Annotated in this window: 13 protein-coding genes; 7 read left to right on the forward strand and 6 right to left on the reverse strand. The window is 48.3% G+C overall.

From position 1 onward, the window contains the following. Positions 1-576 precede the first annotated feature (576 nt). Genes AC1EK1_RS05035 through AC1EK1_RS05055 form a run of 5 tightly spaced genes read left to right on the forward strand, consistent with a single transcriptional unit; the run spans position 577 to position 8,712 of the window. Positions 577-3,594, forward strand: coding sequence for a SusC/RagA family TonB-linked outer membrane protein (locus AC1EK1_RS05035; protein WP_480305927.1), 3,018 nt, complete (start codon positions 577-579; stop codon positions 3,592-3,594). Positions 3,595-3,608: 14 nt separating this feature from the next. Further along, positions 3,609-5,150 carry a SusD/RagB family nutrient-binding outer membrane lipoprotein gene (locus tag AC1EK1_RS05040; protein WP_480305928.1) on the forward strand — a complete coding sequence of 514 codons (1,542 nt, stop codon included), beginning with the start codon at positions 3,609-3,611 and terminating at the stop codon, positions 5,148-5,150. 35 nt (positions 5,151-5,185) lie between these two features. Next, complete coding sequence (locus AC1EK1_RS05045; RefSeq protein ID WP_480305930.1) at positions 5,186-6,397, forward strand: glycoside hydrolase family 18; 1,212 nt, start codon at positions 5,186-5,188, stop codon at positions 6,395-6,397. Positions 6,398-6,422: 25 nt separating this feature from the next. Then, positions 6,423-7,619: a BT_3987 domain-containing protein gene (locus tag AC1EK1_RS05050; protein ID WP_480305932.1), complete on the forward strand. Its 1,197-nt coding sequence runs from the start codon at positions 6,423-6,425 to the stop codon at positions 7,617-7,619. A gap of 25 nt (positions 7,620-7,644) precedes the next feature. Next, positions 7,645-8,712 carry a DUF1735 domain-containing protein gene (locus AC1EK1_RS05055; RefSeq protein ID WP_480305933.1) on the forward strand — a complete coding sequence of 356 codons (1,068 nt, stop codon included), beginning with the start codon at positions 7,645-7,647 and terminating at the stop codon, positions 8,710-8,712. A 206-nt stretch (positions 8,713-8,918) separates the two neighbouring features. On the opposite strand, the gene dnaJ is transcribed toward AC1EK1_RS05055, so the two are convergent. From dnaJ to sppA, 5 genes are all read right to left on the reverse strand, one after another. Then, positions 8,919-10,085 (reverse strand): molecular chaperone DnaJ, encoded by a 1,167-nt coding sequence (dnaJ, locus tag AC1EK1_RS05060; RefSeq protein ID WP_480305935.1) that lies wholly within the window; start codon positions 10,083-10,085, stop codon positions 8,919-8,921. Between the two features lie 97 nt (positions 10,086-10,182). After that, complete coding sequence (locus tag AC1EK1_RS05065; RefSeq protein ID WP_480305936.1) at positions 10,183-10,755, reverse strand: nucleotide exchange factor GrpE; 573 nt, start codon at positions 10,753-10,755, stop codon at positions 10,183-10,185. Positions 10,756-10,870: 115 nt separating this feature from the next. After that, the gene (dut, locus tag AC1EK1_RS05070) at positions 10,871-11,311 is read right to left on the reverse strand and encodes a dUTP diphosphatase (protein WP_480305937.1); all 441 of its coding nucleotides are present in this window, start codon (positions 11,309-11,311) and stop codon (positions 10,871-10,873) included. A 5-nt stretch (positions 11,312-11,316) separates the two neighbouring features. Next, positions 11,317-12,390: a tetraacyldisaccharide 4'-kinase gene (gene lpxK, locus AC1EK1_RS05075; protein WP_480305938.1), complete on the reverse strand. Its 1,074-nt coding sequence runs from the start codon at positions 12,388-12,390 to the stop codon at positions 11,317-11,319. Between the two features lie 19 nt (positions 12,391-12,409). Continuing rightward, on the reverse strand, positions 12,410-14,236 hold the full coding sequence (gene sppA / locus AC1EK1_RS05080; protein WP_480305939.1) for a signal peptide peptidase SppA: 1,827 nt from the start codon (positions 14,234-14,236) through the stop codon (positions 12,410-12,412). A 385-nt stretch (positions 14,237-14,621) separates the two neighbouring features. Between sppA and AC1EK1_RS05085 the strand changes: the two genes are divergently transcribed. Further along, on the forward strand, positions 14,622-17,618 hold the full coding sequence (locus AC1EK1_RS05085) for a tetratricopeptide repeat protein (RefSeq protein WP_480305940.1): 2,997 nt from the start codon (positions 14,622-14,624) through the stop codon (positions 17,616-17,618). A gap of 43 nt (positions 17,619-17,661) precedes the next feature. Continuing rightward, on the forward strand, positions 17,662-19,425 hold the full coding sequence (locus AC1EK1_RS05090) for a TonB-dependent receptor (protein WP_480305942.1): 1,764 nt from the start codon (positions 17,662-17,664) through the stop codon (positions 19,423-19,425). 334 nt (positions 19,426-19,759) lie between these two features. On the opposite strand, the gene AC1EK1_RS05095 is transcribed toward AC1EK1_RS05090, so the two are convergent. Further along, complete coding sequence (locus AC1EK1_RS05095; RefSeq protein ID WP_480305943.1) at positions 19,760-22,117, reverse strand: primosomal protein N' family DNA-binding protein; 2,358 nt, start codon at positions 22,115-22,117, stop codon at positions 19,760-19,762. Positions 22,118-22,121 lie beyond the last annotated feature (4 nt).

Below are 22,121 nucleotides of genomic sequence, written 5' to 3' on the forward strand. Positions count from 1 at the left end.
TTCATCTGGGAAAAATAGTTTGGAAGTACAGAGGGCTGACTTTTTAGCCCTTTGGAATACCAATTGTTGGGGGTTGTGTCAAAGGGTACGCTTTCTTGCGCTTTTTCCCCTTCGTTAGCTTGTCGCCCATCACCGCCGGCGGGATCCGGACGACTTTTTGAGCCTTGCTGTGTTGCTGAATTTGTGTATGTTTGCGCAAAAGAATATGAAAAGATCACAACAGTGGTACGCAATTTCTGAAGTTGATCCTATCGTAGGTTCTTGTTTTAGAGTTTTTTAGCGTGAATAGTTTGTCTATATCGGTGAAATTTAGAAGGGAGAGAAGAGAGAGAGAGAGACTCTCGCTACACACTCTGTACCAACTCCTCCGTAGACTTACAGCCGCTTATCGTTTGGGAGAGGGGGCGTCTCGCCTCACCTTTTTATTATATAGTCCATTTTTACTGTTCTTCTGCACTTGCGGAGGGGCGGTTTTTTTGTTGCCCTTTGGTCTGCTTTTCGGTAGATCAGAGGGTCCCTTTTTAGGCACAGGCCGGTGAGCCTGTGTGCTATATGTCCAACCCTTATAACTATTTTATGAGTAAAAGAAGACTATTATTGTTACTGTCCCTAATGTGGATGGCGATTGGCCTCTATGCCCAGTCGACCATGGAGCTAAAGGGGACTGTCGTGGACACTGACAACCAACCGATCCCGGGTGCGACGGTACAAGTGCTGGGGCAGAGTGGTCTCGGTACATTGACCGACATGGATGGATGCTTTGTCCTGAAGAATGTGTCCAAGCAAGCCACTATCCGTGTCTCCTACATTGGGATGAAGGCGGTGGATACCAAGCTGGAAGGCCAGAGCAGCATCCGCATTGTGCTACATGAGGATACTGAGGTCCTGGATGAGCTTGTGGTAACGGCTTTGGGTATCAAACGCTCGGAAAAGGCACTCTCCTACAATGTACAGGAGATCAAGAGTGACGCACTGACTACTGTGAAGGATGCCAACTTCATCAATGCGCTAAGTGGAAAGGTAGCCGGAGTGAATATCAATGCCTCGTCGGCAGGACTCGGTGGTGCCACACGTGTCGTGATGCGTGGCCCCAAGTCCATCAACTCCAGCAACCAGGCACTCTACGTGATTGATGGTGTCCCAATGTTTAACACGTCAAAAGGAAATATAGGGGGTGGAGCTTTTAGTGAACAACCCGGTGGTGAGGGAATATCCGACATCAACCCTGATGACATTGAGAGCCTTACGGTGCTGAGCGGACCCGCTGCTGCCGCCCTATACGGATCTGCCGCCGCCCAAGGGGTTATCATGATTACCACAAAATCCGGGAAAGCAGGGCGCGTGAGTGTGACGATCAGCAACAGCTCGCAGTTTTTGCGTCCATTTGTGCTACCGGAGTTTCAGGACAGCTACATCAATCGCCCGGGCGAGATCGCAAGCTGGGGGGAAAAAGCTAGTGCACCGTATGGCAAGTATGACCCAACCGGATTTTTCAAAACCGGTATGAATATCCAGAATACCGTCGCCCTGAATGTGGGTAATGAGAAGAGTAGGACCTACCTCTCTCTCGGATCGACAACCGCGAGGGGAATTTTGCCCAACTCAGGCTATGACCGGTACAATGTCACTGCACGTAACACCACTACCTTCTTGGATGACCTCTTTACCCTGGACCTGAGCCTCAACTATATCCAAGCCCAGGACAAGAACCTGATGGCGCAAGGACAGTATTTCAACCCACTGCCTATGCTCTATCTTTTTCCGAGAGGAGACAACTTTGACAGTGTGCGACTCTATGAGACCTACAACCCTATCCGTAGGATATACGAGCAAAACTGGAGGTATGGTGAGCTCCTCAACTCCCAGAACCCCTACTGGACAATGCATCGAATGATCCGGACCAACAGCAGAGAGCGGTACATGGCAGCCGCCTCGCTCAAGGCGCAAGTGACCGACTGGCTGGATCTCTCTACTCGATTTAGGTACGACAATACAAAGATCAAAAACGAAGATAAGCGGCACGCATCGACTGCCACTATTTTTGCCCATTCACCGTATGGATTTTACTCGTATGAGAATGGCTTGGAGCAAGCCCTCTATTGGGATTTGATTGCCAACCTCAATCTCAACGTAGGCGAATACTTCTCAATCGCCGGTAACATCGGTGGGGCTGCCAACTATTCGAGTACACGATCGGAAGGCTTTAGAGGAGGGCTTCGGGCTCCATCCAATATCTTTACGCCCAATGCGATAGATTATGCGGCAGGCAAAAAAGAGAATGCTCCAATATTTGGAGGTGTGCGCCACTTGATTTATTCGGCTTTTGGAAGTGCAGAGCTTGGCTATAAGAGTACCTACTTCCTTACGATTACAGGACGAAATGACTGGGACTCTGCGCTTGCCGGGACCTCTCATGAGTCGTTCTTTTATCCCTCGGTCGGAGTGTCCGCTTTGCTAAGCGAGTACATCCCAACAGAGTATAAAAAGTATGTGGGCTACCTCAAAGTGAGGGGATCATGGGCAAGTGTGGGCTCTGCTATTTCTCCCAATATTGCAAGTCCCTATCGCTACTCTTTTGATCCGGAGACCGGGGGCTACAAGGGCTCGACCATCAAGTTCCCGGAGACATTCTTCCCTGAACGAACCAACTCTTGGGAGGTAGGACTGACCGGTAAGTTTTTTAGCATCTGGGATGTTGACCTAACACTCTACCGCTCCAATACCACCAACCAGACTTTCCTGAGACCCGCATCAGCCGCAACCGGCTACGACAAGGAGTATGTACAGACCGGTAATGTCCAAAATCAAGGTATTGAGTTGTCCACCGGTCTTCAATTGAAGTGGGGTGACTTTGCATGGAGTCCGCGCTATACCTTTAGTGCCAACCAGAACAAAATCATCAAGCTTTTGTCCGAGGATTCTGAGTCAATCAAGATGGGTGGGCTCAATGGTATCGAGGTAGTGCTGTCCAAGGGTGGCACCATGGGCGACGTCTACGACTACACGTCCATCAAGCGCGACCAAGAGGGTTACCCAATGGTTGAGAACAACACGATTGTACCGGAAAATCTGACAAACCCTGTCTATAGAGGTACCACTCTGCCATCGGCTAACATGGGTCTTCTCAATGACTTTGAGTGGAAGGACCTTTCATTTGGCTTTTTGATATCTGCGCGTATCGGTGGTATCGTGATGTCTCAGACACAAGCCTACCTTGATCAGTATGGGGTGTCTAAAGCATCAGCGGATCTGAGAGAAAAAGGAGGTGTGAAAGTCAACCTAGGCCTACTCTCTGCCGAGGAGTACTACAAACGTACAGCAGGAGAAAAGCCTCTGTGGAGAAACTACATCTACAGCGCTACAAACGTACGACTACAGCAAATGCACCTCAACTACACCCTTCCGGAGGGCTGGTTTGCCAACAAGGCAAGAATCACCCTGGGTGTGAATGCCAACAACATTTTGATGATCTATAAGAAGGCTCCTTTTGACCCTGAGCTGAGTGCTTCGACCGGGACATACTATCAGGGATTTGACTACTTTATGCAGCCTTCAATGCGGAGCTTTGGATTCACCGCAAAGGTTCAATTTTAATGACAGCAAAGACTATGAGTACTACGCATACAAAGACTGTAGCTATTGGGTTGCTATGCCTAGGATTTCTGATGGGAGGATGTTCTTCATTTGAGGAAATCAATCGACCAATAGGATCGGTTTCTTCCGAAGAGCTGAAGACGGACAATCTGTCCGGGCAGAATGCACTCAAGGTGATGTTCAACATCTCTTTCCCTCAACAGGAAAACGATTTTCAGATGACCTATGACCTGATCGGTAACATCTACGGTCGCTATTTCGCTGAGACAAAGGATGCATGGAATAATGCTAAGACCAGCACCTACAATGCTCCTGATGGATGGATCAATTTCCCATACAGCACAATTTGGCCACGGCTGTCAAGAGCTATGCAGGATATAATAGATGAAGCAGGAAAAGAAAGCCCCGTGTACTACTGGGCACTTATTCTGCGAGCTCATGCTCTGCTCAATCTGACGGACACCTACGGTCCTTTCCCTTTTGGTGGAACTGAGCCGGGAGCCTTTGCCCCACAGAGTGAGGTGTACAAAGCTATCCTGAAAGATCTGGACACAGCTACGGAGTATTTTGCAAAAGCACTTGTGGCTGACCCCTCTTTTACTCTTTTCCCGGAGGCCGATGTGATTTACGGAGGAGAGATCAGACGATGGGCACTTTTTGGAAACTCACTCAAGTTGCGCATGGCTATTCGGATGAGCCTTGTAGAGCCTGATTTGGCACGGACTATAGGTGAAAAGGCGATCCGTGATGGGGTTATCGAAACAAATAGAGACAACCTAACCTATCAGTACAAGCCGGCCGGAATCTATAAGACCTCGGTGGAGTGGGGTGATGCGGTCATGTCTGCAGAGATGGACGCTTACCTCAGTGGCTATCATGATCCTCGTGCCGAAAAGTACTTTGCCCCGGCCAAAACTCCGGCTGATCGCAGTCTTGTAGGGCTACAAGCAGGAGCCTTTATAGGGGTGAAAGCTAAGGCTCTTGAGCTTTATTCTCAAGCAATATGGCCGGAAGATAAAGCCAGTATTTGGATGACCGCTGCTGAGGTTGCCTTTTTGCGTGCAGAGGGTGATCTGAGAGGATGGAACGTAGGCGGTAGTGCGCAGGACTGGTATAATAAGGGTGTGCGCCTTTCCTTCCAGCAGTGGGGTGTTGATCAGGCTGATCAGTACCTTGCCAACAACAATGACAAACCGATGCCCTATATCAATGTTCCTAATGGATATGGTAGAAATAGTGCACCGCTTAGCAACTTGACCGTTGCTTGGGACAATGCCGCTCCCTTTGAACAAAAGCTTGAGCGACTCATGATCCAAAAATGGATTGCACTATATCCCCTTGGTTCTGAGGCATGGGCTGATATCCGGCGCACCGGCTATCCCAACATCTATCCACCGGTGCAACCCACACCAGGCTATGCCAGCCTAAAGACGGCGAACAGAATCCCCTACGCCTCATCAGAGGCAACAAAGGATCCGAAAAACTTTAGCCTAATGGAGTCTCAGCTTGGTGGTCGAAATGACTATGCAACAAAAATGTGGTGGCAAAAGAAGTAAGTCTTATCCCCTAATTTTGAAAAATAACTCACAATATGAAGCAATTCAAGTACTATATTTCACTCTTGCTCTGTATGTTGGCTATGGGGACATCTTCGTGCAAAAAGATGACCGACGCAGAGCCTCTATACAGTATTGACCTCACCCGTAGCAGCCATGTCGGAGAAGGTGCATCCTATATTGATCCATCTGAGATTGATGCCCTTATTGCTAGAGATAAAAACATTCCCTACTATCAAAATCTCAGGAGATACAAGTATGATAGTGACCATCAGGTTGCATTCGGTTGGTATGGAAACTGGACAGGCAAAGGGCTAGACTACGAATATTCCCTTAGGGGGCTTCCCGATAGCGTGGATTTTGTATCGCTATGGGGCGGTTGGAGGAACATTGATCCTATACGTCGTGCCGACCTTAAATACGTCCAAAAAGTAAAGGGAACTCGGGCTCTAGCTTGTATCCTCATGTTTCAGATCGGTGATGCGATCACTCCTCCTATCCCTGAAGAGCTACAGAAGCAAGGGGTTAGCTGGAACCAATGGCAACACCGCTTTTGGGGCTGGGATGTAGAGAAGGATGGTCAGTGGGTGAGTACACCGGAGACTATTGATGCCGCTATTATCAAGTACGCTAAGGCTGTTGCTGATACAATCATCAAGTATGACCTAGACGGTCTTGATATTGATGCAGAGCCTTCGTATGGCCAGCCATTCGAAACCAACAAAGAGTTGTGGGCTTATGACAAAAACGGTACCCGCCATCGCATCAATCTTTTTGTGGAGACATTCGGCAAGATGATGGGCCCGCTGGCTGAGACCGAGGAAGGACGCAAAAAGCTATTCGTAATCGATGGTGAGCCGGCCGCTATTGGTAAGGACTATGGCAAGTATTTCAATTACTTTATTATACAAGCCTATGGCGATGCAGATCCTGGGTCATTGGATTCTAGGTATGCGAACGTGATGGATCACTACAAAGATCATATGACTCCCGAGGAGGTCGCCCGAAAGATGATTTGGTGTGCCAACTTTGAGAGTGCGGCAGCCAAAGGTGGTCAAAGTCCGTATGATGGCGATCCTCAGTTAATTTGGTTCGCTAAGTACATGTGTGATTGGAAAGGTCAGAAATACCGCAAAGGCGGAGTTGGTGCCTTTCACATGGAATATGAGTATCGTGTTCAAGGGAAAAAAGGTACCTACCCATACCTGAGAAGTGCGATACAGATCATGAATCCCGCTATACACTAAATTCTCATCTATTTTAGATAAAGAAATGATAATAAACAATAGACAATATGTGACAAGGATCCTGACAGCTACCGCAGGACTGATGATTGCCACACTATCCGGCTGCAAGATGGAGCAAGCATATACTCCTCTTAGTGGCCAAGTATACATATCCCAGACAAAAACTGCAGTCAACACGGGGTTAAATGTAGAGGTAGCCAAGAGTGCAACTACGACTCAGTTCAATATCCAAGTTTCTGAGCCGGCCAAGGAGGACATTCAGGTGCAATATTTACCTGATGCCGAGGTGGTCAAGGCATACAATCAGGTCAATGGGACTGAGCTAGAGCCCCTCCCCCTTGAGGGCTACAAGCTCATAGGGACCTCTACTGTTATTAAGAAAGGAGAAGTCCTATCCGACCCGATTGTAATAGAGATACCACCGCTCTCCCAGGAACTCAAGGACTCAGGTAAGAGCTATGCCATAGGTTTTAGGATAGCTTCTCCGGGTGGTTCGTACACTTTGCTGGATGGCTGTGACCGGATTGTATATATCCTCAAGCAAAAGGCTATTCAACCTGTTCTGACCATGAACTCTAGCTCCAACCTCCGATTCAATCTCGCTGAAGAACACGGCTTGGTCAATTGGACTGTTGAGTTTTTGGTAAAGGCGGACCTACTGGGTAAGCGTCATGGCCAGCTCAACAACCAAGCACTCTTTGGCGGATGGGGAAGCGGAGCTGAGGTTGATGGCGAGCATCGTGATGGTGAAATTTTCTGTCGCTTTGGTGATGCACCAATAGAGGGCAATCGCTTTCAGATCAAGACTAAAGGAACTCAACTCAATAGCAATATGCTCTTTGAGGAAAACACTTGGTACCATATTGCAATGGTTTGTGCTGATACCAAACTCTATATCTATGTCAACGGTGAACTTGATAACCAGCTTGATCTGCCGGCCGGCAAGGTGTGGCTAGGAAAGACTCCAGGCTTTGGTAATACCGACTATCTGAGAGCCAATGTTCAAGTTGCTCAGCTCCGCCTATGGGAGGTGGCACGTACGCCAAAGCAACTGCAGGATAACATGTACAACTGCAATCCTCAGAGCGAAGGACTCATAGGCTATTGGAGACTAGACGAAGGAACAGGTAATACCTTCAAAGACGCTACGGGAAAGAACCCCGATGCCACTGTTCCGGGAGGCGGATCGGTAGTATGGACGCCGGATGTAATGTTTAAGTAAAAGTAATACTGAAAGGCAACAACACATGAATAAATATAATAATAAATGCTGTGCGTTCATCTGTGTCCTCGCTGCACTCGCATTTACGTCATGTAAGGACTCTCGGATAGGAACACTATTGCTCCCATCAGATACCGTGTCAGAAGACTATTCTACAAGGTCCTATGTCCGCGAAAATGGCATGCAACAACTTGTCACAGAGGCCACATTTTATACTCTTAACGGGCGCTTGGAATTCCAAGCAGAAGACGGAACTGTACGTTTCCCTCTCAGGTTGACCTCTCCTATCAAAAATGACTACACTGGAAAGGTGATGGTCAACACAGAGGCCAAGCCTTTTGAAGCCAAGCTAGCTCCCCGGGTTATGTCAAAGGTGGGCATTCTTGCTCCAAAGCTATACGAACTGGTGACAAGTACAGTCACCGTTCCGGCGGGAAAAGTGGAGAGTGTTGATAAGTTTTCTGTGAAACTTTTGGATATTAAGTCTTTAGATGAGGGGTACTATTGCATTCCATTGCGACTGATGTCTGAGGACAAGGGAGCAAAAGTTTCCTCTAATACTTCGGACTTCAATGTCATCCTACATATAAGCCATGATCATGTCCATGGACTGTGGAGTGTAGAGAAGACTGATGACGGACTGGAACAGATCCCCGTGGGGCAACTTTCGCTCAATTCAAGTGCTGAGTACACTCAGGGTATGCCAGATGGTGACTATACCGCCATTACGGATGGTGATCCGATGACAGGGATATCTGTCTATGTTGGTTACCCGTTCAGGATAGATGGTATTGGAGGATCTCTCAAGGCTATTGGTCTGAGAGCTCAGCAAGAGGAATTTTGGGGGAGCATGTCTCTAAAGACATTTCCCTCTGAGCTTAAACTCAAGTACTTAGACAAAAATGGAGTGGAGCATGCACTCGGGAATGTTGAGATTATGGATCCTCCTGCTTTGTACAGCAATCCTGATCAATTTAGACTTATCAAATTAATCGAACCTATTAATGATGCAGAGTCTGTGATCATCCATATTGAGCGAGTGGATGGATGGGGGTATGCGGTAGGCTTTAGTGAAATCAAGCTCTATCGTTAGTTGCTTTCATTTAGAGAGAGAGAAAAGGGTGCTCCGGACGTGTCCGGGGCACCCTCTCTTTTATGAGATTGTGATGTCAAAGACTATACATGTGCTGTAGGCAAAAAGTCAAAAAGCTAGGGTGTGCCAAAACTATTGTTTTGACACACCCTAGCTTTTTGATGACTATATTACCTAGAGGGTCTATCTTCTCTGTTGTGATACAACTAGTCTTCGTATCGATCAAACTTCATCCTCTGATCAGCGATGAATTGTTTCTTGTCTTTTTCTGTTGGGTAAAATGCACTAATGTCATTTAGCTGTTGCACCAGTCTTAAGTCAGAATCACGCAGGTTTTTGGGAACAAAAATCTGTACCGAAATGAGTTGGTCGCCTTTTCCTGAACCACGTGTGCTTGGAAGACCCTTGTTGCGGAGACGGAGTATCTTGCCGGGTTGTGTCCCTGGCTCTATAGTCACACGAACACGTCCATCTAGTGTTGGCACTTCTACCTTACCACCCATTAGTGCTGTTGGTATCGGGAGGAGTAGACTGTAGACGATGTCATTGCCGTTTCTGATAAAGTCGGGATCGGGTACTTCTTCAAATAATACAAGAAGGTTGCCGTCTACACCTCCGTTTGGGCCCGCATTTCCAGCTCCGCTCACTGTCATCTGCATACCTTCTGCCACTCCGGGAGGTATGTGAAAGCTAACCTCTTGTTCGCCTCGCTCAACGCCGGATCCATGGCAGTATTTACATTTGTTCTTGATAATCTGACCTGAGCCACTACATGTCGGACAAGTGGATTGTGTCTGTACACGACCAAATATACTGTCTTGTGTCCGGATAACCGTACCCGATCCGTGACAAGTCGGGCATGTCTCTGCTTTGCTCCCTTCTTCGGCACCACTGCCATGGCAGTGTTTGCACGCGATATCCTTGCGAACTTTGACTCGTTTGTCTGCTCCATTGAGGATGTCTTGTAGGGTTACCTTGACTCGGATACGAATGTCTCCTCCACGAGACCGATAGCCTCCACCATCTTGTCTACCTGAGAACCCGCCAAATCCACTAAATCCGCCAAATCCGCCAAAAATATCTCCAAACTGGCTAAAGATATCTTCCATATTCATGCCACCTGTACCGCTAGCCCCGCCGGTCATTCCATCAACACCAGCATGCCCAAACTGGTCATAACGAGCTCGCTTGTCTGGGTCACGAAGTACATCGTATGCTTCAGCCGCTTCTTTGAACTTTTCCTCAGCTTCTTTGTCCCCGGGATTTTTGTCGGGGTGGTATTTTATTGCTGTTTTGCGGTATGCTTTTTTTATCTCGTCATCCGAGGCATCTTTGGAGACGCCAAGTATTTCGTAGTAATCTCTTTTGGTCATTTATCTGCTTTGTCTTTCAAAGAGACACGCCGGTCACGTGCTTTGTGCCCTGCATGTTTTTAGTCTTAAATTTCCAACGTATTATATATGGGTCCTCTTACTGACCGACTACCACTTTTGGGTGACGGATTATTTTGTCATTGAGCGTATAGCCTTTTTGGACACAATCAATTACCTTCCCTTTTTTGTCTTGCTCATCTGTCGGTACCATTGCTACAGCCTCATGCTCCTCAGCATCAAAGTCCTTGCCGATCACCTCCATTTCGTTTACTCCTTGTGACTTGAGTTTGGAGAGCATCTTGAGACGTATCAATTCCACTCCGTCCCGAAGTTCTTTATTCTCTTCAGTCTCTGGAATGTTGGATAGTGCACGATCAAAGTCATCAACTACTTCTAAGAATGCACTAATAGCCTTCTCTCCGGCATATTTGATCAGATCGGATTTTTCACGAAGCGTTCTTTTCCGAAAATTTTCGTACTCGGCCCTAAGGCGTAGATGTGTGTCCTTGAGATTTTCAAGCTCTTGTGCTAGAAGGCTTTCTTTGTTTTCTTCTGGTACTTGGTTTTGTGTCTCTTCCGTGGTTACTTCTGTATCATCTGTTATCTCACGGGTTGTCATCGCATCTTGTTGCTCGTCGCTTCTATCTTTTTTATGTTTCTTGTTGTTCATATTATGGTAATTTGATTTACAGTCTTCACACAAATGCTGAATGCAAAGACTGATCCATCTCTTCTATAACTACTCTTTCTGTCAGTTTTGGATGATTCTGTCATCTTTTGGACATTCACTTGCCAGTGTGCCCGAATCCTCCGGAAGCCCGTTCTGTTGTGTCCAAGGTGTCAACTTCCTGCCAGGTTACTTGAGAGTACTTAGATAGTATTAGCTGTGCAATACGCTCGCCCGGTTGGATGGTGTATGGTTCGGTTGAATGGTTGATGATAAGTAGTCCAAGCTCTCCCCGGTAATCTGAGTCTATTGTTCCAGGAGCATTGACAAGTGTGATGCCGTGCTTGATTGCCAATCCACTTCGGGGACGTACTTGGATCTCATATCCTACGGGAATTGAAAAGTAGAGACCGGTAGGGATCAGTTTTCGCTCCATTGGTTGCAGGGTTGTAGCTCGGTCTAAGAAAGCACAGATGTCAAGTCCGGCAGATCCAGGTGTGGCATAGGAGGGAAGTGGGTTGTTGCTCTTGTTGATGACTTTTATTTCTTTGACATCCATGGGATCTAGTAGTGGAGAGTATTGTACTTGATGGCACGGTCCGCTCTTTCGAGTAATCGCTTTGTGTTTTTAGGAGATAGGTATACTTGTATGGGCAAGTACCAAATGCGTCTTCTGACATCCTCAGAAAGAATACTTTCGTAGGCAAGTAGGCGCATGGCATCTTTTTCGGTAGTTAGGAGCACAGCATCGGGGTCATCTTCAAGTTGGTCAACGATTTTGTCAATGTCTTGAGTCGTGAATGCGTGATGATCCGGAAAGAGAAGCATGTCTAATATTTGCTGGTAGCTGTTTTTTATGGTATCTATGAATATTGTTGGGTCAGCTATTCCGGCTAGTCCTAGGATAGGTGTGTTTGTGCTCGGATAAATGTCGTTCCCATCAGAGAATAGTGGCGTCACCTCTTCGTACACTATACGACTAAAATAGACTTCTTGGTAGTCCAGGGTGTTTAGCTCCATCTTTATGTTTCGTATTCCGATAGGCTTCGTATCCGGCGGAGTGTTGGTCACAATGATGCTATCTGCTCTAATTGCTCCGGACATTGACTCTCTTAGGTTACCATACGGTAGCAAGTCATCCTGAGTGTAGGGAAGGTGAAATGGGGTGAGCAAGATATTGAATGTCGGAATCACATATCGGTGTTGAAATCCATCATCCATTAACACCACGTCTGGCCTGATTGCTTCCGGCATAGCCTCCATGCATGCAAGTGCTCTTCGACGGTTAGCATCGATATAGACCATGATCTCCGGAAACTTTCTCTTGATCTGAAATGGCTCGTCACCGATTGTCTGTGCTGTATCCGTTGGGCCTGCTATGATTGGCTCTTTGCTACTGCGTCCATAGCCTCTTGAGAGAACTGCTACCTTATACTTGGGGGATAATAATCGGATCAGCAACTCCACATGTGGGGTCTTTCCTGTTCCACCGGCAGAGAGATTTCCGATACAAATGGTAGGAATGTTGGGTTTGATCGATGGGAGTAATTGTAGCTCAAATGCGACATTCCTCAGCCAGCTGCCGATTCCATACAGTATGGCCGGAAGCTTCAGGAGGATATTGCCACGTCTCTTCATTTCACTCTCTTTGTTTACGTTACTGTCCTAGGTCGTAAATCAACTCTTGGTTCTCCATACGTATGTTTGTCAGAGGGTAGGGGGGAACGGCTTGGATCCCACTCATTTCCTTGGTCAGTTTATTGACCATTCTCATGGCTCTTTCTTCAGGACTGAGCATTAACGAACGGACCGTTTTTCCCAAGTCAAAGCCGAAAAGAGCCTCTGTCCAGCTCATTACCTGGGTGTAATCGGTAATAGTGTAGTCGCTGAGATCGGCTAAGTTAGCAGCCTCTTCTACTGCGTCTTGCAGATTGCCGAGTTGATCCACGAGTCCAATTTCTAGGGCATCACTGCCTAGCCAGACCCTTCCTTGTGCAATTGAATCTACTTGCTTTTTTGTTAGGTTGCGTCCCTGAGCCACACGGGTCAAAAACTCATCGTAGCCTTTTTCGATCATCTCCTGCATAACTGCTTTTTCCTCCGCAGTAGATGGCCGAAGTGGACTCATAAAGTCGGCCATCTTGGCCGTCTTGACTGTATCGTGGGTGAGACCAATCTTGCCAGCTGTGCCTGTGAAATTGGGAACTAGTCCAAAAATACCAATTGAGCCGGTCAGAGTGTATGGGTCAGCAAGGATTTTGGTTGCGTTGGACGCAATATAGTATCCTCCGCTGGCGGCATAGTCGCCCATAGATACCACAATAGGTTTCTTTGCCTTTAGTCGGATGACTTCACGAGCAATCAGTTCGGACATTCTGGCAGACCCTCCACCACTGTTAATCCTAAAGACAACAGCATCAACATCGTCATCCTCTGCAAGCTCGGCTAGTTGCTCGGCGACTCGCGGGTCAATTTGCTTGATGTCTGATTCAAATGGGTTGTTCTCAGGCTTGAGGTCTACGATGTTTCCCTCGGCATATAGGATCGCGATGTTGCCTTCTGCTTTTTCGTCTGTTGGAGAGAGAAGGTCATTGACTCGTAGGATGTTGAGATCAGCATTCTCATCTCCTAGGACCTCCTTGGCCAGAATGCCATCTAGGTCTGTCTCATAGACTAGACTGTCTATCAGGTTGCGGTTTACAGCTTCTTCAATCCCTTTCAAGAAGAGTGCGCTGTCAGCAAAGTTTTGAAGCACCTCTGTCGAAATGTTGCGACTAGAGGCTATCTGGGATAGTGTCCCGTTCCACAGTCCATCCAGATAGGTCTGTATCTGCATGCGGTTGGCATCGCTTAGCTTGTCAAGGACATAAGGTTCTACAGCCCCTTTGAACGTACCTACCTTGTACACCTCCATTTTGACCCCTAGTTTTTCAAGTAGACCACGCTGAAACAGCACTGTGGAGCCTAGTCCGGTGATACCCAATGTGGCTTTGGGGTTTGCGAAAATCTTGTCCGCTACGCTACTTACATAGTAGTTTCCATACCCATAAAACAGATCTGAGTAGGCGTAAATTCTTTTCTCCGACTGCTTGAAGGACTCTAGAGCGTCTCGCAACTGATGTGCGCTGGCAAAACCCATATTGCAGTTTTCAAGTTTTAGTATGATGGCCTCTACCATGGGGTCGTCTTCTGCAGCAGCTATAGCACGGAGAATCTCTGGCAATGCAAAGTTTTTCTGCCTACCCTGGTTGAAAAGATCCTCAAAGTAGTCTGTCGTGTACTGGTCCGATAGAGTTCCCTCCAAGTCCAAGAGGAGTACGGATCCATCAGTGGGGGTTACAGCTGTAACGCTGGATCCGGAGAAGGAGTTAACTAAGGCTCCTACAGCTGAGCTGAGAAGTGTGAAAAAAAGAATCATAACAACGCCACTTGCAAGGATGACTCCCAAGCAGGACGCCAATGTCATCTTGAGGAAATTCTTCATTGGATTTTCTTGATCTGTGTCTTTTTGTTTACGGGGTGCTAGGTCCATCCTAAAGGTAGCCTCAGGTGACCATGCACGCGATACCGGTCGTCTGTGTGGTCGGGGCAGATGCCAAAATCGTGTTTGTTCACAAAATATGGCGACCAATAGTTAGAATGTTTGCCACATACATTGCCGTGCGAATTTACACAAAAAATATCGGGACAAAAAACTTATTAGGTTTTGACATGCGTGTGGCACATTTCACCCTGAAGTGTGACAGTGCTTCAAATTTAGAAAGGAGACTATGTGGCAGGGCTGTACTCCTTCGTATAAATCGCATTGTGCAGAAAATGGGTAACTTTGGTACTGACTAACTTGTACATCGTTATTTTGGACTAAATGTATGCAGTATAAATCTCTATTTTTTGCCCTGGCACTATGCTTATCCTCGAGCGCACTGTCTCAGACTTATGACGATCAGCTGGATCACCTGTTGCGCTCGCGTGAGGCTTCTCAGCTACAGAGTAACGTGGGGGTGATAGAGGGGCTTGTGCCTGTCTATCGAGATGTTTGGATTCTACCGGCCCTTGAGGAAGAGGCTCGTTTTTTGGATGCTGTTGCCAGAGGAGTTCTTGATGCCGGAGAAGCCGAGGTCAAGCTACTACACTTCATTGAGCAATATCCCCACTCTGCATATTTGCCATATGCATGTGCGCGATTAGGAGACTGGTACTATATACGTGAGCAGTATAGTGCAGCTATCCCTTGGTACAGAAGGGTGGACACAGAGCAACTGCCGGAGCGTATGGCTGTCGCAACGGACTACTATTTTGCGTATGCACTGATGCGTGAGGGTAGGTATGCGGAGGCTCTCCGAAGGTTTGCTCCACTTGTGTATTCCGACACCTTTCGTGAGGACGCAACCTTTTATACCGGTTACCTTTATCTAAAAACAGGTGAGGCAGAGAAAGGCCTTTCGCTTTTGAAAAAAATACAGGGCCATGCTATTTATGGGACTTATGCCACTGCATATATTGCCGAAGGAGAACTTTCGCAAACAAAGTATTCGGAGGCGCTCCGTATCGCACGTCAAGGACTGTCTATGCCACATCTGGATCCGGCGGTTAATCTCTCTTTGCTCAAAACAGCCGGCCTTGCTTCGGCTAACCTTGGGCAAAAGCAAGTGTCCGTGGAGTATTTGTCCGACTATGTCATGCGCTCGGATAATCCGGGACGACTAGAGCTCCTAACCTTGGGAAAAATGTTGGTCGAACTGAGAAGAAGCTCCGAGGCTATTCGCTACTTGGAGCGTGTGCCTTCCGGGCAAAAAGACTTCATGGCACAACTTGCCTACTATTATCTTGGCCTAGGGCACCTAGCTTCGCAAAATATCGCTACTGCAGGTGCTGCCTTTGATCAAGCTGTTGAGATCAATGCTTTTACGCCACTGACAGAAACAGCGGCTTATAACTCAGCTTTGGCGGTATATAGTAGTGCTCCGGGGCGAGTGGGACCTGGATCAGGTCGTTTGCTTGGTTTTATCCGTCAACACCACGACAGTGAGTATTGCCCAATGGCAATCGGCTATTTGGAGGATGCGTACCTAAATGAACCCAACACTTCCTTGGCACTGAAAGAGCTCAACTCCATAGTTCCTATGCCTGAGCGACTCAAGCGCGTTCGGGACAGGGTACGACTAGGGAAGGCCAACCAAGCACTTGCCAAGGGCAAAGCTACAGAGGCTGTTGATCAGTATCGGGATATTATTCGCACTGCTAGCGATGCGACAAGTGTGGCCGAGGCTTATTTGTGGCTTGGTGAGGCGGCGTATCAACAAGGCAAGTATTCAGATGCCATCCAAAATACCAACAGTTACCTCAAGCAACGCCCCAAGGATCTGCCGCTGAATAAAAATGCCTATTACACACTCGGGTATGCGTACTTCAATACAAAACAGTACTCGGATGCAGAAAAGGCTTTTCTCGCCTACTTGTCGGACAACAATGATTTGGGTGCGAACGAGCGGTCCGGAGTCTTCAATCGACTTGGTGACATAAGGATTCAGAAGAGAGACTATACAGAGGCACAACGTTTTTTTGAAAAAGCAGAGCAAGCGGGTGGCAACGAAGCCGACTATGCACTCTATAGCAGAGGTGTCGTACTTGGATTGCAAAAGGACTATAGAGGCAAAGCCGCTGTCTTGGCTCAGTTGCCTACAAGATACCCTCTTTCAAAGCTTGCTCCAAAAGCCCTTTTTGAGCAAGGGCAAAGCTTGGCCCTCGCGGGGGATGAGGAGGGTGCTCGCAATGCCTTTGAGCGTTTTTTCCGGCTACACAGTTCAAGTGATCTGGCCCCAAAAGTTGGTCTCCAGCTTGCGCTCTCCTACTTCAACCAAAATAGGTTAAATGATGCAGCGCAAGCCTATGAGCGTGTTATCCGTAACTATCCCAAAAGTGACGAGGCCAAGATAGCACTGCAGGATCTGAAGTCCATTAGTATTCAGCTCAATCAGGTTGACCGCTACACCTCTCTTGCGCACAACACGGGTCTAGACAGTACTCTTTCGGCCGAAGAACTTGATAGAATGAGCTACTTGGCCGCAGAGAGATTGGTGGCCTCCGCTACTCCGCAGGAAGCCAAATCGGCACTTGATCGGTATATCAATGATTATCCCAACGGTGCCTATATAGATCGGGCTATATACAGCAAGGCGCTTATTGAGTACAACTTAAAAAATTACCAAAGTGCCGCCTTAGCACTTGAGAGGCTTGGCAGTCGTAGCTTAGATCCTGCCCTTGCTGGTGAGGTGTACAATTTGCTTGGCGCATCCTATGACAAACTCAATCAACCCGGAAGAGCTGCTGAAGCCTACTTGGCGAAAGCCGGCTATGCAAAAGATGTCACAGAGTGCAGCAATGCTGTTCGTCTTGCTGGTGAGCGGGCAATGAATAGCCACAGCACCGAGTTTGTGTACAAGCTTGCCGAAGATGTTGCCATGGGAAACCTCAAGGTGAATGATCGGACTAAAGCGGAAATTATCGGCTATGCGGCCGAATGCTACGCCAAAGCCAACAACAAGCGACAAGCCCTTGCCTATGCTCGCCTACTCAAGCAGCTTCCCAATGTCAACACCCACGATATGGCTGATGTGATTTTGGCACTTGATCTCTATGACCACGGCAAATATGCCGAGGTTCAGCGTAGCATGAATGCCCTAACCACTCGTGGTTCATCCAATGCCTACTGGCTTGCGCGGGGGTTCATTTTGCTCGCAGACACTTATGCAAAACTAGGAGACAAGGAGTCGGCACGCGCTTACTACGAAAGCGTGCAAGGCAGCTATCCAAATACCACCGACGGAATTGTCGATATGATCAATCAGAAACTGGCAACACTATAAAGCGGCATCGCACTGATCCTTTTATTGAAGAAAGCAAACCCAGATGAGAAAAATAAATATCCTGTGCTTATTGTTACTTGGTAGCTCCATGTCTTTTGCGCAAAGCAATACCCACACAGAGCAGTCCGACACGCTACAGAGAGAAATGATCCTAGAGCGTGAGTACATCCCGGATACAGAGCAGGCTACCAAAGAGTTTTTCAATCCTCTTGACACTAAGCGTGACACCCGACTAAAGTCTCTTAACTTCGCCAATACAACCTATGGGGTAAGGATGGAGGTTAGGCCTCATCTTTTCGACCCCGTGTACCGGAGCTATGCTTCCTTGCCCAAGCAACATACTTGGCATGCTAGGATCTTCGGGGGCTATCCGACTCGCTTCGGCCTCAATACCGGACTTCTTTTTAGAGCCGGGGAAAACGGCATTGTTGATCTTGCCATCGACCACTGCTCTCTAAAGGACCTTGTCCCCGGTGACTCCAAGTCTTTCCGTGCGCTCAACAATACGCACGACACCAATGTAGTCCTCCGCTATGGGCACAAGTTGCCCGATCGCTTGCTCAACGTATCGGCCAAAGCCTACAACAACATGCAGACCTACTTCGGGCACGCCGTTATGAGCACCACTCCACCGGATGGAGCACAGCCCCGCTACCCCCTCTATCAAATGGTAGGAGGTGCCATAGACTTTAACCTTAGTCCGGCACCGCTCATCCTTAGATCGCCTTGGCAATACAGCTTGTATGGTACCCTTGGGTATGGACGCCAATCCTTGCCAATACCTGCCTCTGCCACAGACAAAAACAACGCAAACGGACTTGATCTACTGATCGGAGGAAAACTGGCATACGGCATCTTTACCTATGACTTCAACTTTGGTGCTGACTTGTTTTTCAAAACAACCAAAGTCTCTGCCAAACGTCTCCCAACTCTTGAGACCTCGACTCCCATGGTCTTCTCTGTCAGTCCGTATGTCTCATATGTTTATCAGGACTTATCGCTACGTGGTGGGGCCAACATCCAGTTCCTAAATGGGGTCTCAACCAAGCTCCATATTTCACCCAATATCACTGCCAAGTGGAAAGCCACGGACGACCTTTCAGTATTTGCGACAGTAAAAGGAGGGGGGGAGGTCACAGGTTTCCGTGAACTCTACAGGCTCAATCGCTACAGCCTACCCACCTCGCTCTCGAAAGCTATGACACTTGCCGACTACGATGCTACTATCGGAGTCCAAGTCGGAAGCATATCCGGGCTCTCGCTTGACCTCCGAGGTGGCTATGCAAGCTACCGAGACTATTACGACTGGGCATACGACAGTGCCACGCCGGACCCAAAAGACCAAGCTCACGGACTCCCCTTCACCACTTTTCTACCGCAGAGAAAAAATAATGTGGGGCTGGCCTACCTCACAGCGAGTGCGCGATATATATACGCAGGAGGTCTGGAAATTGTCGGAAGCATGCAGTACAACAACTACATCTTGGCCAAAAACAAAGTACACTTATCCGGAAGGCCGGCAATCCTGATGAACCTATCTGTAGACTATCAGATACTGCCGTCACTCACCGCCCACTGCAATCTCCAAGGCGTTGGTGGTATAAAGTATTTGCGATCAGTGGGGCAAAAAGAGTACGGACGGATCCCCTTTGTGGCCGACTTATCCGCTCGGATAAGCTACAAACTGCACAAAAACCTAGGGCTATCTCTCATGGGCACCAACCTCATCAATCAGCGCGAAAGTCGCTGGATAGACTATTCTCGACCAGGAATAGGAGTCCTCGGTGCGGTAACCATCAATCTCTGAAAGTTTAGCACTGCTTACCAGAGCAGAACACCCCATTCGTCCTAAAACGACTAGTCTCCTCCAAGGAATATACACGTTCCTCGGAGGAGACTTTTGTTTTACTCCGCCGGAATCGGCTCCGCGTGAGTATGGAAATCTCCTCTCGGAATAGGATAGCAGTCTTATGGGCGAAAACTCCAGTCCCATCGGGTGAAACTGTAGTTTCATACTGAAGAAACTGTAGTCTCATGGGGAAGAAACTGCTGTCTTCACGGTGTGGAAAACTGTGGCTGTTGGTTGTGTTTGGTCTTAGTCCTGTTTTGGAAAAGAGCTACGGAGGGATGGGCTCGTCATTCTACAGGGGATCCATGTCGAAGTGGATGTAGAGTGAGCTACCTCTGTGCTGTGTCAGAATTTCTTTTCGCCATTTGTGCAAAAGTGCCCTTAGGTTACTGAGGTTTTCTTGCAAGGGGATGAGAAGGGTGATCCGGTAGCCGATGTCGGTGTCCTTTTTGTAGGAGGGCAATGGAGTTGGACCCAGTATGCTGAGGGTGGGGAGTTGGAGACCGATTTGTTGTGTGAGAGTTTGGCTTAGCTCAAATACAGCTTGTCGGTTGTCTGACTGTAGGACGAGATCCAGCTGGCGTGAAAAAGGGGGAAACTTCACGAGGTGTCGCTCGTGTAGCTCATGATCAAGGAGGAGCTTGTAGTCGTGCTGCATGATGGCGTCAAGCGCATTTGGCCTTTGGACGAAGTACTGTACGAGGAGGTGTTTTGCGTTTCTTGCCTCGGTAAGGCAGGTCATCAGGTAGCGATAGGTGTATTCATTTGCACGAAAGTCCGGTCTCATCACGAGTAGATCAAGCTGGATGACTCCGATCATTCCGGCTCGGTGTAGTAGCTCAAGCGGTGGTGTGTATAGAGTACAGATGGTGATCTGTGTGTTTGGCTTGTTTTGGCCGTCCCATAGTCCAACGCTCACGCCCGGATAGAGTTGCCTGAGTGCCATTGCCAAACGTTCGACTCCGGTACCTACAGCTTGTAGAGTGTGTTGGTTGCAGTTTGGACAGCGGTCGGGTAGTGTTTCGTAGTGTCCGCAGACGGGGCAGACGAGGTTGCGACTGCCACTGTAGTAGCGGTAGGCTGTGTGGCACTTTGGGCAGGTGGGGACACAGTGACAGGCGGTGCACTCTACGTACTTGGCAAATCCTTTCCGTTGGTACATCAGGAGTATGGGGCGCTTTTCATGCAGAGTAGTGGTGATGGCACGAGACATTTCGAATGAGAGCATCCTTGCTTGCACCTTGTTTTGCTCAAATGCCTTATTCATGTCTACAGCGGTGACTGTAGGCATTTTGGGGTGCTTGGTCGGTGTCTCGAGCAGGTTGTATCTGCCTTGTATGGCAAGGAGCATGCTCTGTACGGAGGGACTGGCTGAGGTCAAAATGGTCTTGGCGCGACAGTACATGGCCATCATGAGTGCAACACTGGAGGCGGTGAATCTGGGGGTTGGCTCATACTGTCTATATCCGATGTCTTCTTCGTCCACCACCACAATCTCTTTGAGTCGCGGTATGGGGAGCCAGACTGCGGCTCTCAGTCCCACATATACTCCAGGGGTGCCTTTTAGTGCATCGTGCCAGGTGTGATGTCTCTCGCCAAGTGTGCATCCACTGTGGTAGGGGCGGTATTGCGCCCCAAGTACTTGCTGTAGCTTTTCTTCCACGTACTCTAGGCACTCCTGAGATGGTAGGAGGAGCAGATACTGCCCATGGTCGGACTCTACAGCTTTCTTTAGGTGGACTAGGTGGAGACGCTCCTCAACGGACGAGAAGGGGAGGTGGTGGAGTAGGATGCTTTTGTTGCTAAAGTCTGGGGCGGTGTCACAGGGCATGTTGTTTCCTGCTTGTACGTATTGGGGCGTGCTTTTTCTCTGCTCAACGATCACCCCTAAGTCTCGTAGTTTGTTTAGGGCATAGTTGCTGAGTCCGAGTCTTTGTCCAAGTTGCGAGAGCGTGACGGGGGAGGTGTCCACTGCCTCTTTTTGCGCAATGATACGTTCGGCCACCTCTTTGGTCTGTCGACTGCGTTTGAGTAACTCCAGTACTCGGCTTTGCTCGTTTTGGGAGGCGAGAAAAAGGGGAGATAGGGCCCAATCGATAACCTCTTTTTTGCGGTAGATCCTGGGCTCATTTGTGGCTACGATGGCGTCTAGCTCTATTAGCTTCTGCAGTAGGTAGGAGTACTCATCCGGAAACTCTCTCCTCAGCTCTTTTAGAGAGAATGTGGAGTGTTCTTCCACAAAAGCCTGTAACGCCTCACCGAGATCCGGCACCTCCCCAGATATTCGGTAGCGTTGCTCTCCATCCGGCCGAAAAGGTGCCGGCACAGCGGCTCGGTATACCTCTCCTAGGCTGCACATATAGTACTCTGCCACCCATCTCCAGAGTTTTAGGGTGGTAGGTGGCAGAGCAGGGTAGGGTAGTAGTGCTAGGATACGCTTGTACTTGATATTTGGAGCTGGGGGAGTCTCCGGGATTTTGGTGATCACCCCGGTGTATGTTTTGCCCTTGCCGAGGGGAATAAAGCAAAGCTTTCCGATCAATTTTGTAGGATCCACTGAGTGCTCCAAGTCCAGAATGTACGTGTACTCCGGCTGGTCCAGAGGTAAGGGTACCAGTACTTGTACATATAGTCCTTGTGGCGCCGGCATGGGA

The sequence above is a fragment of the Porphyromonas sp. C0026D3 genome, from assembly GCF_056590775.1.

Coding starts and splice junctions, on each gene's coding strand:
- AC1EK1_RS05035 (WP_480305927.1), top strand. CDS start 577: ATGAGTAAAAGAAGACTATTATTGTTACTGTCCCTAATGTGGATGGCG.
- AC1EK1_RS05040 (WP_480305928.1), top strand. CDS start 3,609: ATGAGTACTACGCATACAAAGACTGTAGCTATTGGGTTGCTATGCCTA.
- AC1EK1_RS05045 (WP_480305930.1), top strand. CDS start 5,186: ATGAAGCAATTCAAGTACTATATTTCACTCTTGCTCTGTATGTTGGCT.
- AC1EK1_RS05050 (WP_480305932.1), top strand. CDS start 6,423: ATGATAATAAACAATAGACAATATGTGACAAGGATCCTGACAGCTACC.
- AC1EK1_RS05055 (WP_480305933.1), top strand. CDS start 7,645: ATGAATAAATATAATAATAAATGCTGTGCGTTCATCTGTGTCCTCGCT.
- dnaJ (WP_480305935.1), bottom strand. CDS start 10,085: ATGACCAAAAGAGATTACTACGAAATACTTGGCGTCTCCAAAGATGCC.
- AC1EK1_RS05065 (WP_480305936.1), bottom strand. CDS start 10,755: ATGAACAACAAGAAACATAAAAAAGATAGAAGCGACGAGCAACAAGAT.
- dut (WP_480305937.1), bottom strand. CDS start 11,311: ATGGATGTCAAAGAAATAAAAGTCATCAACAAGAGCAACAACCCACTT.
- lpxK (WP_480305938.1), bottom strand. CDS start 12,390: ATGAAGAGACGTGGCAATATCCTCCTGAAGCTTCCGGCCATACTGTAT.
- sppA (WP_480305939.1), bottom strand. CDS start 14,236: ATGAAGAATTTCCTCAAGATGACATTGGCGTCCTGCTTGGGAGTCATC.
- AC1EK1_RS05085 (WP_480305940.1), top strand. CDS start 14,622: ATGCAGTATAAATCTCTATTTTTTGCCCTGGCACTATGCTTATCCTCG.
- AC1EK1_RS05090 (WP_480305942.1), top strand. CDS start 17,662: ATGAGAAAAATAAATATCCTGTGCTTATTGTTACTTGGTAGCTCCATG.
- AC1EK1_RS05095 (WP_480305943.1), bottom strand. CDS start 22,117: ATGCCGGCGCCACAAGGACTATATGTACAAGTACTGGTACCCTTACCT.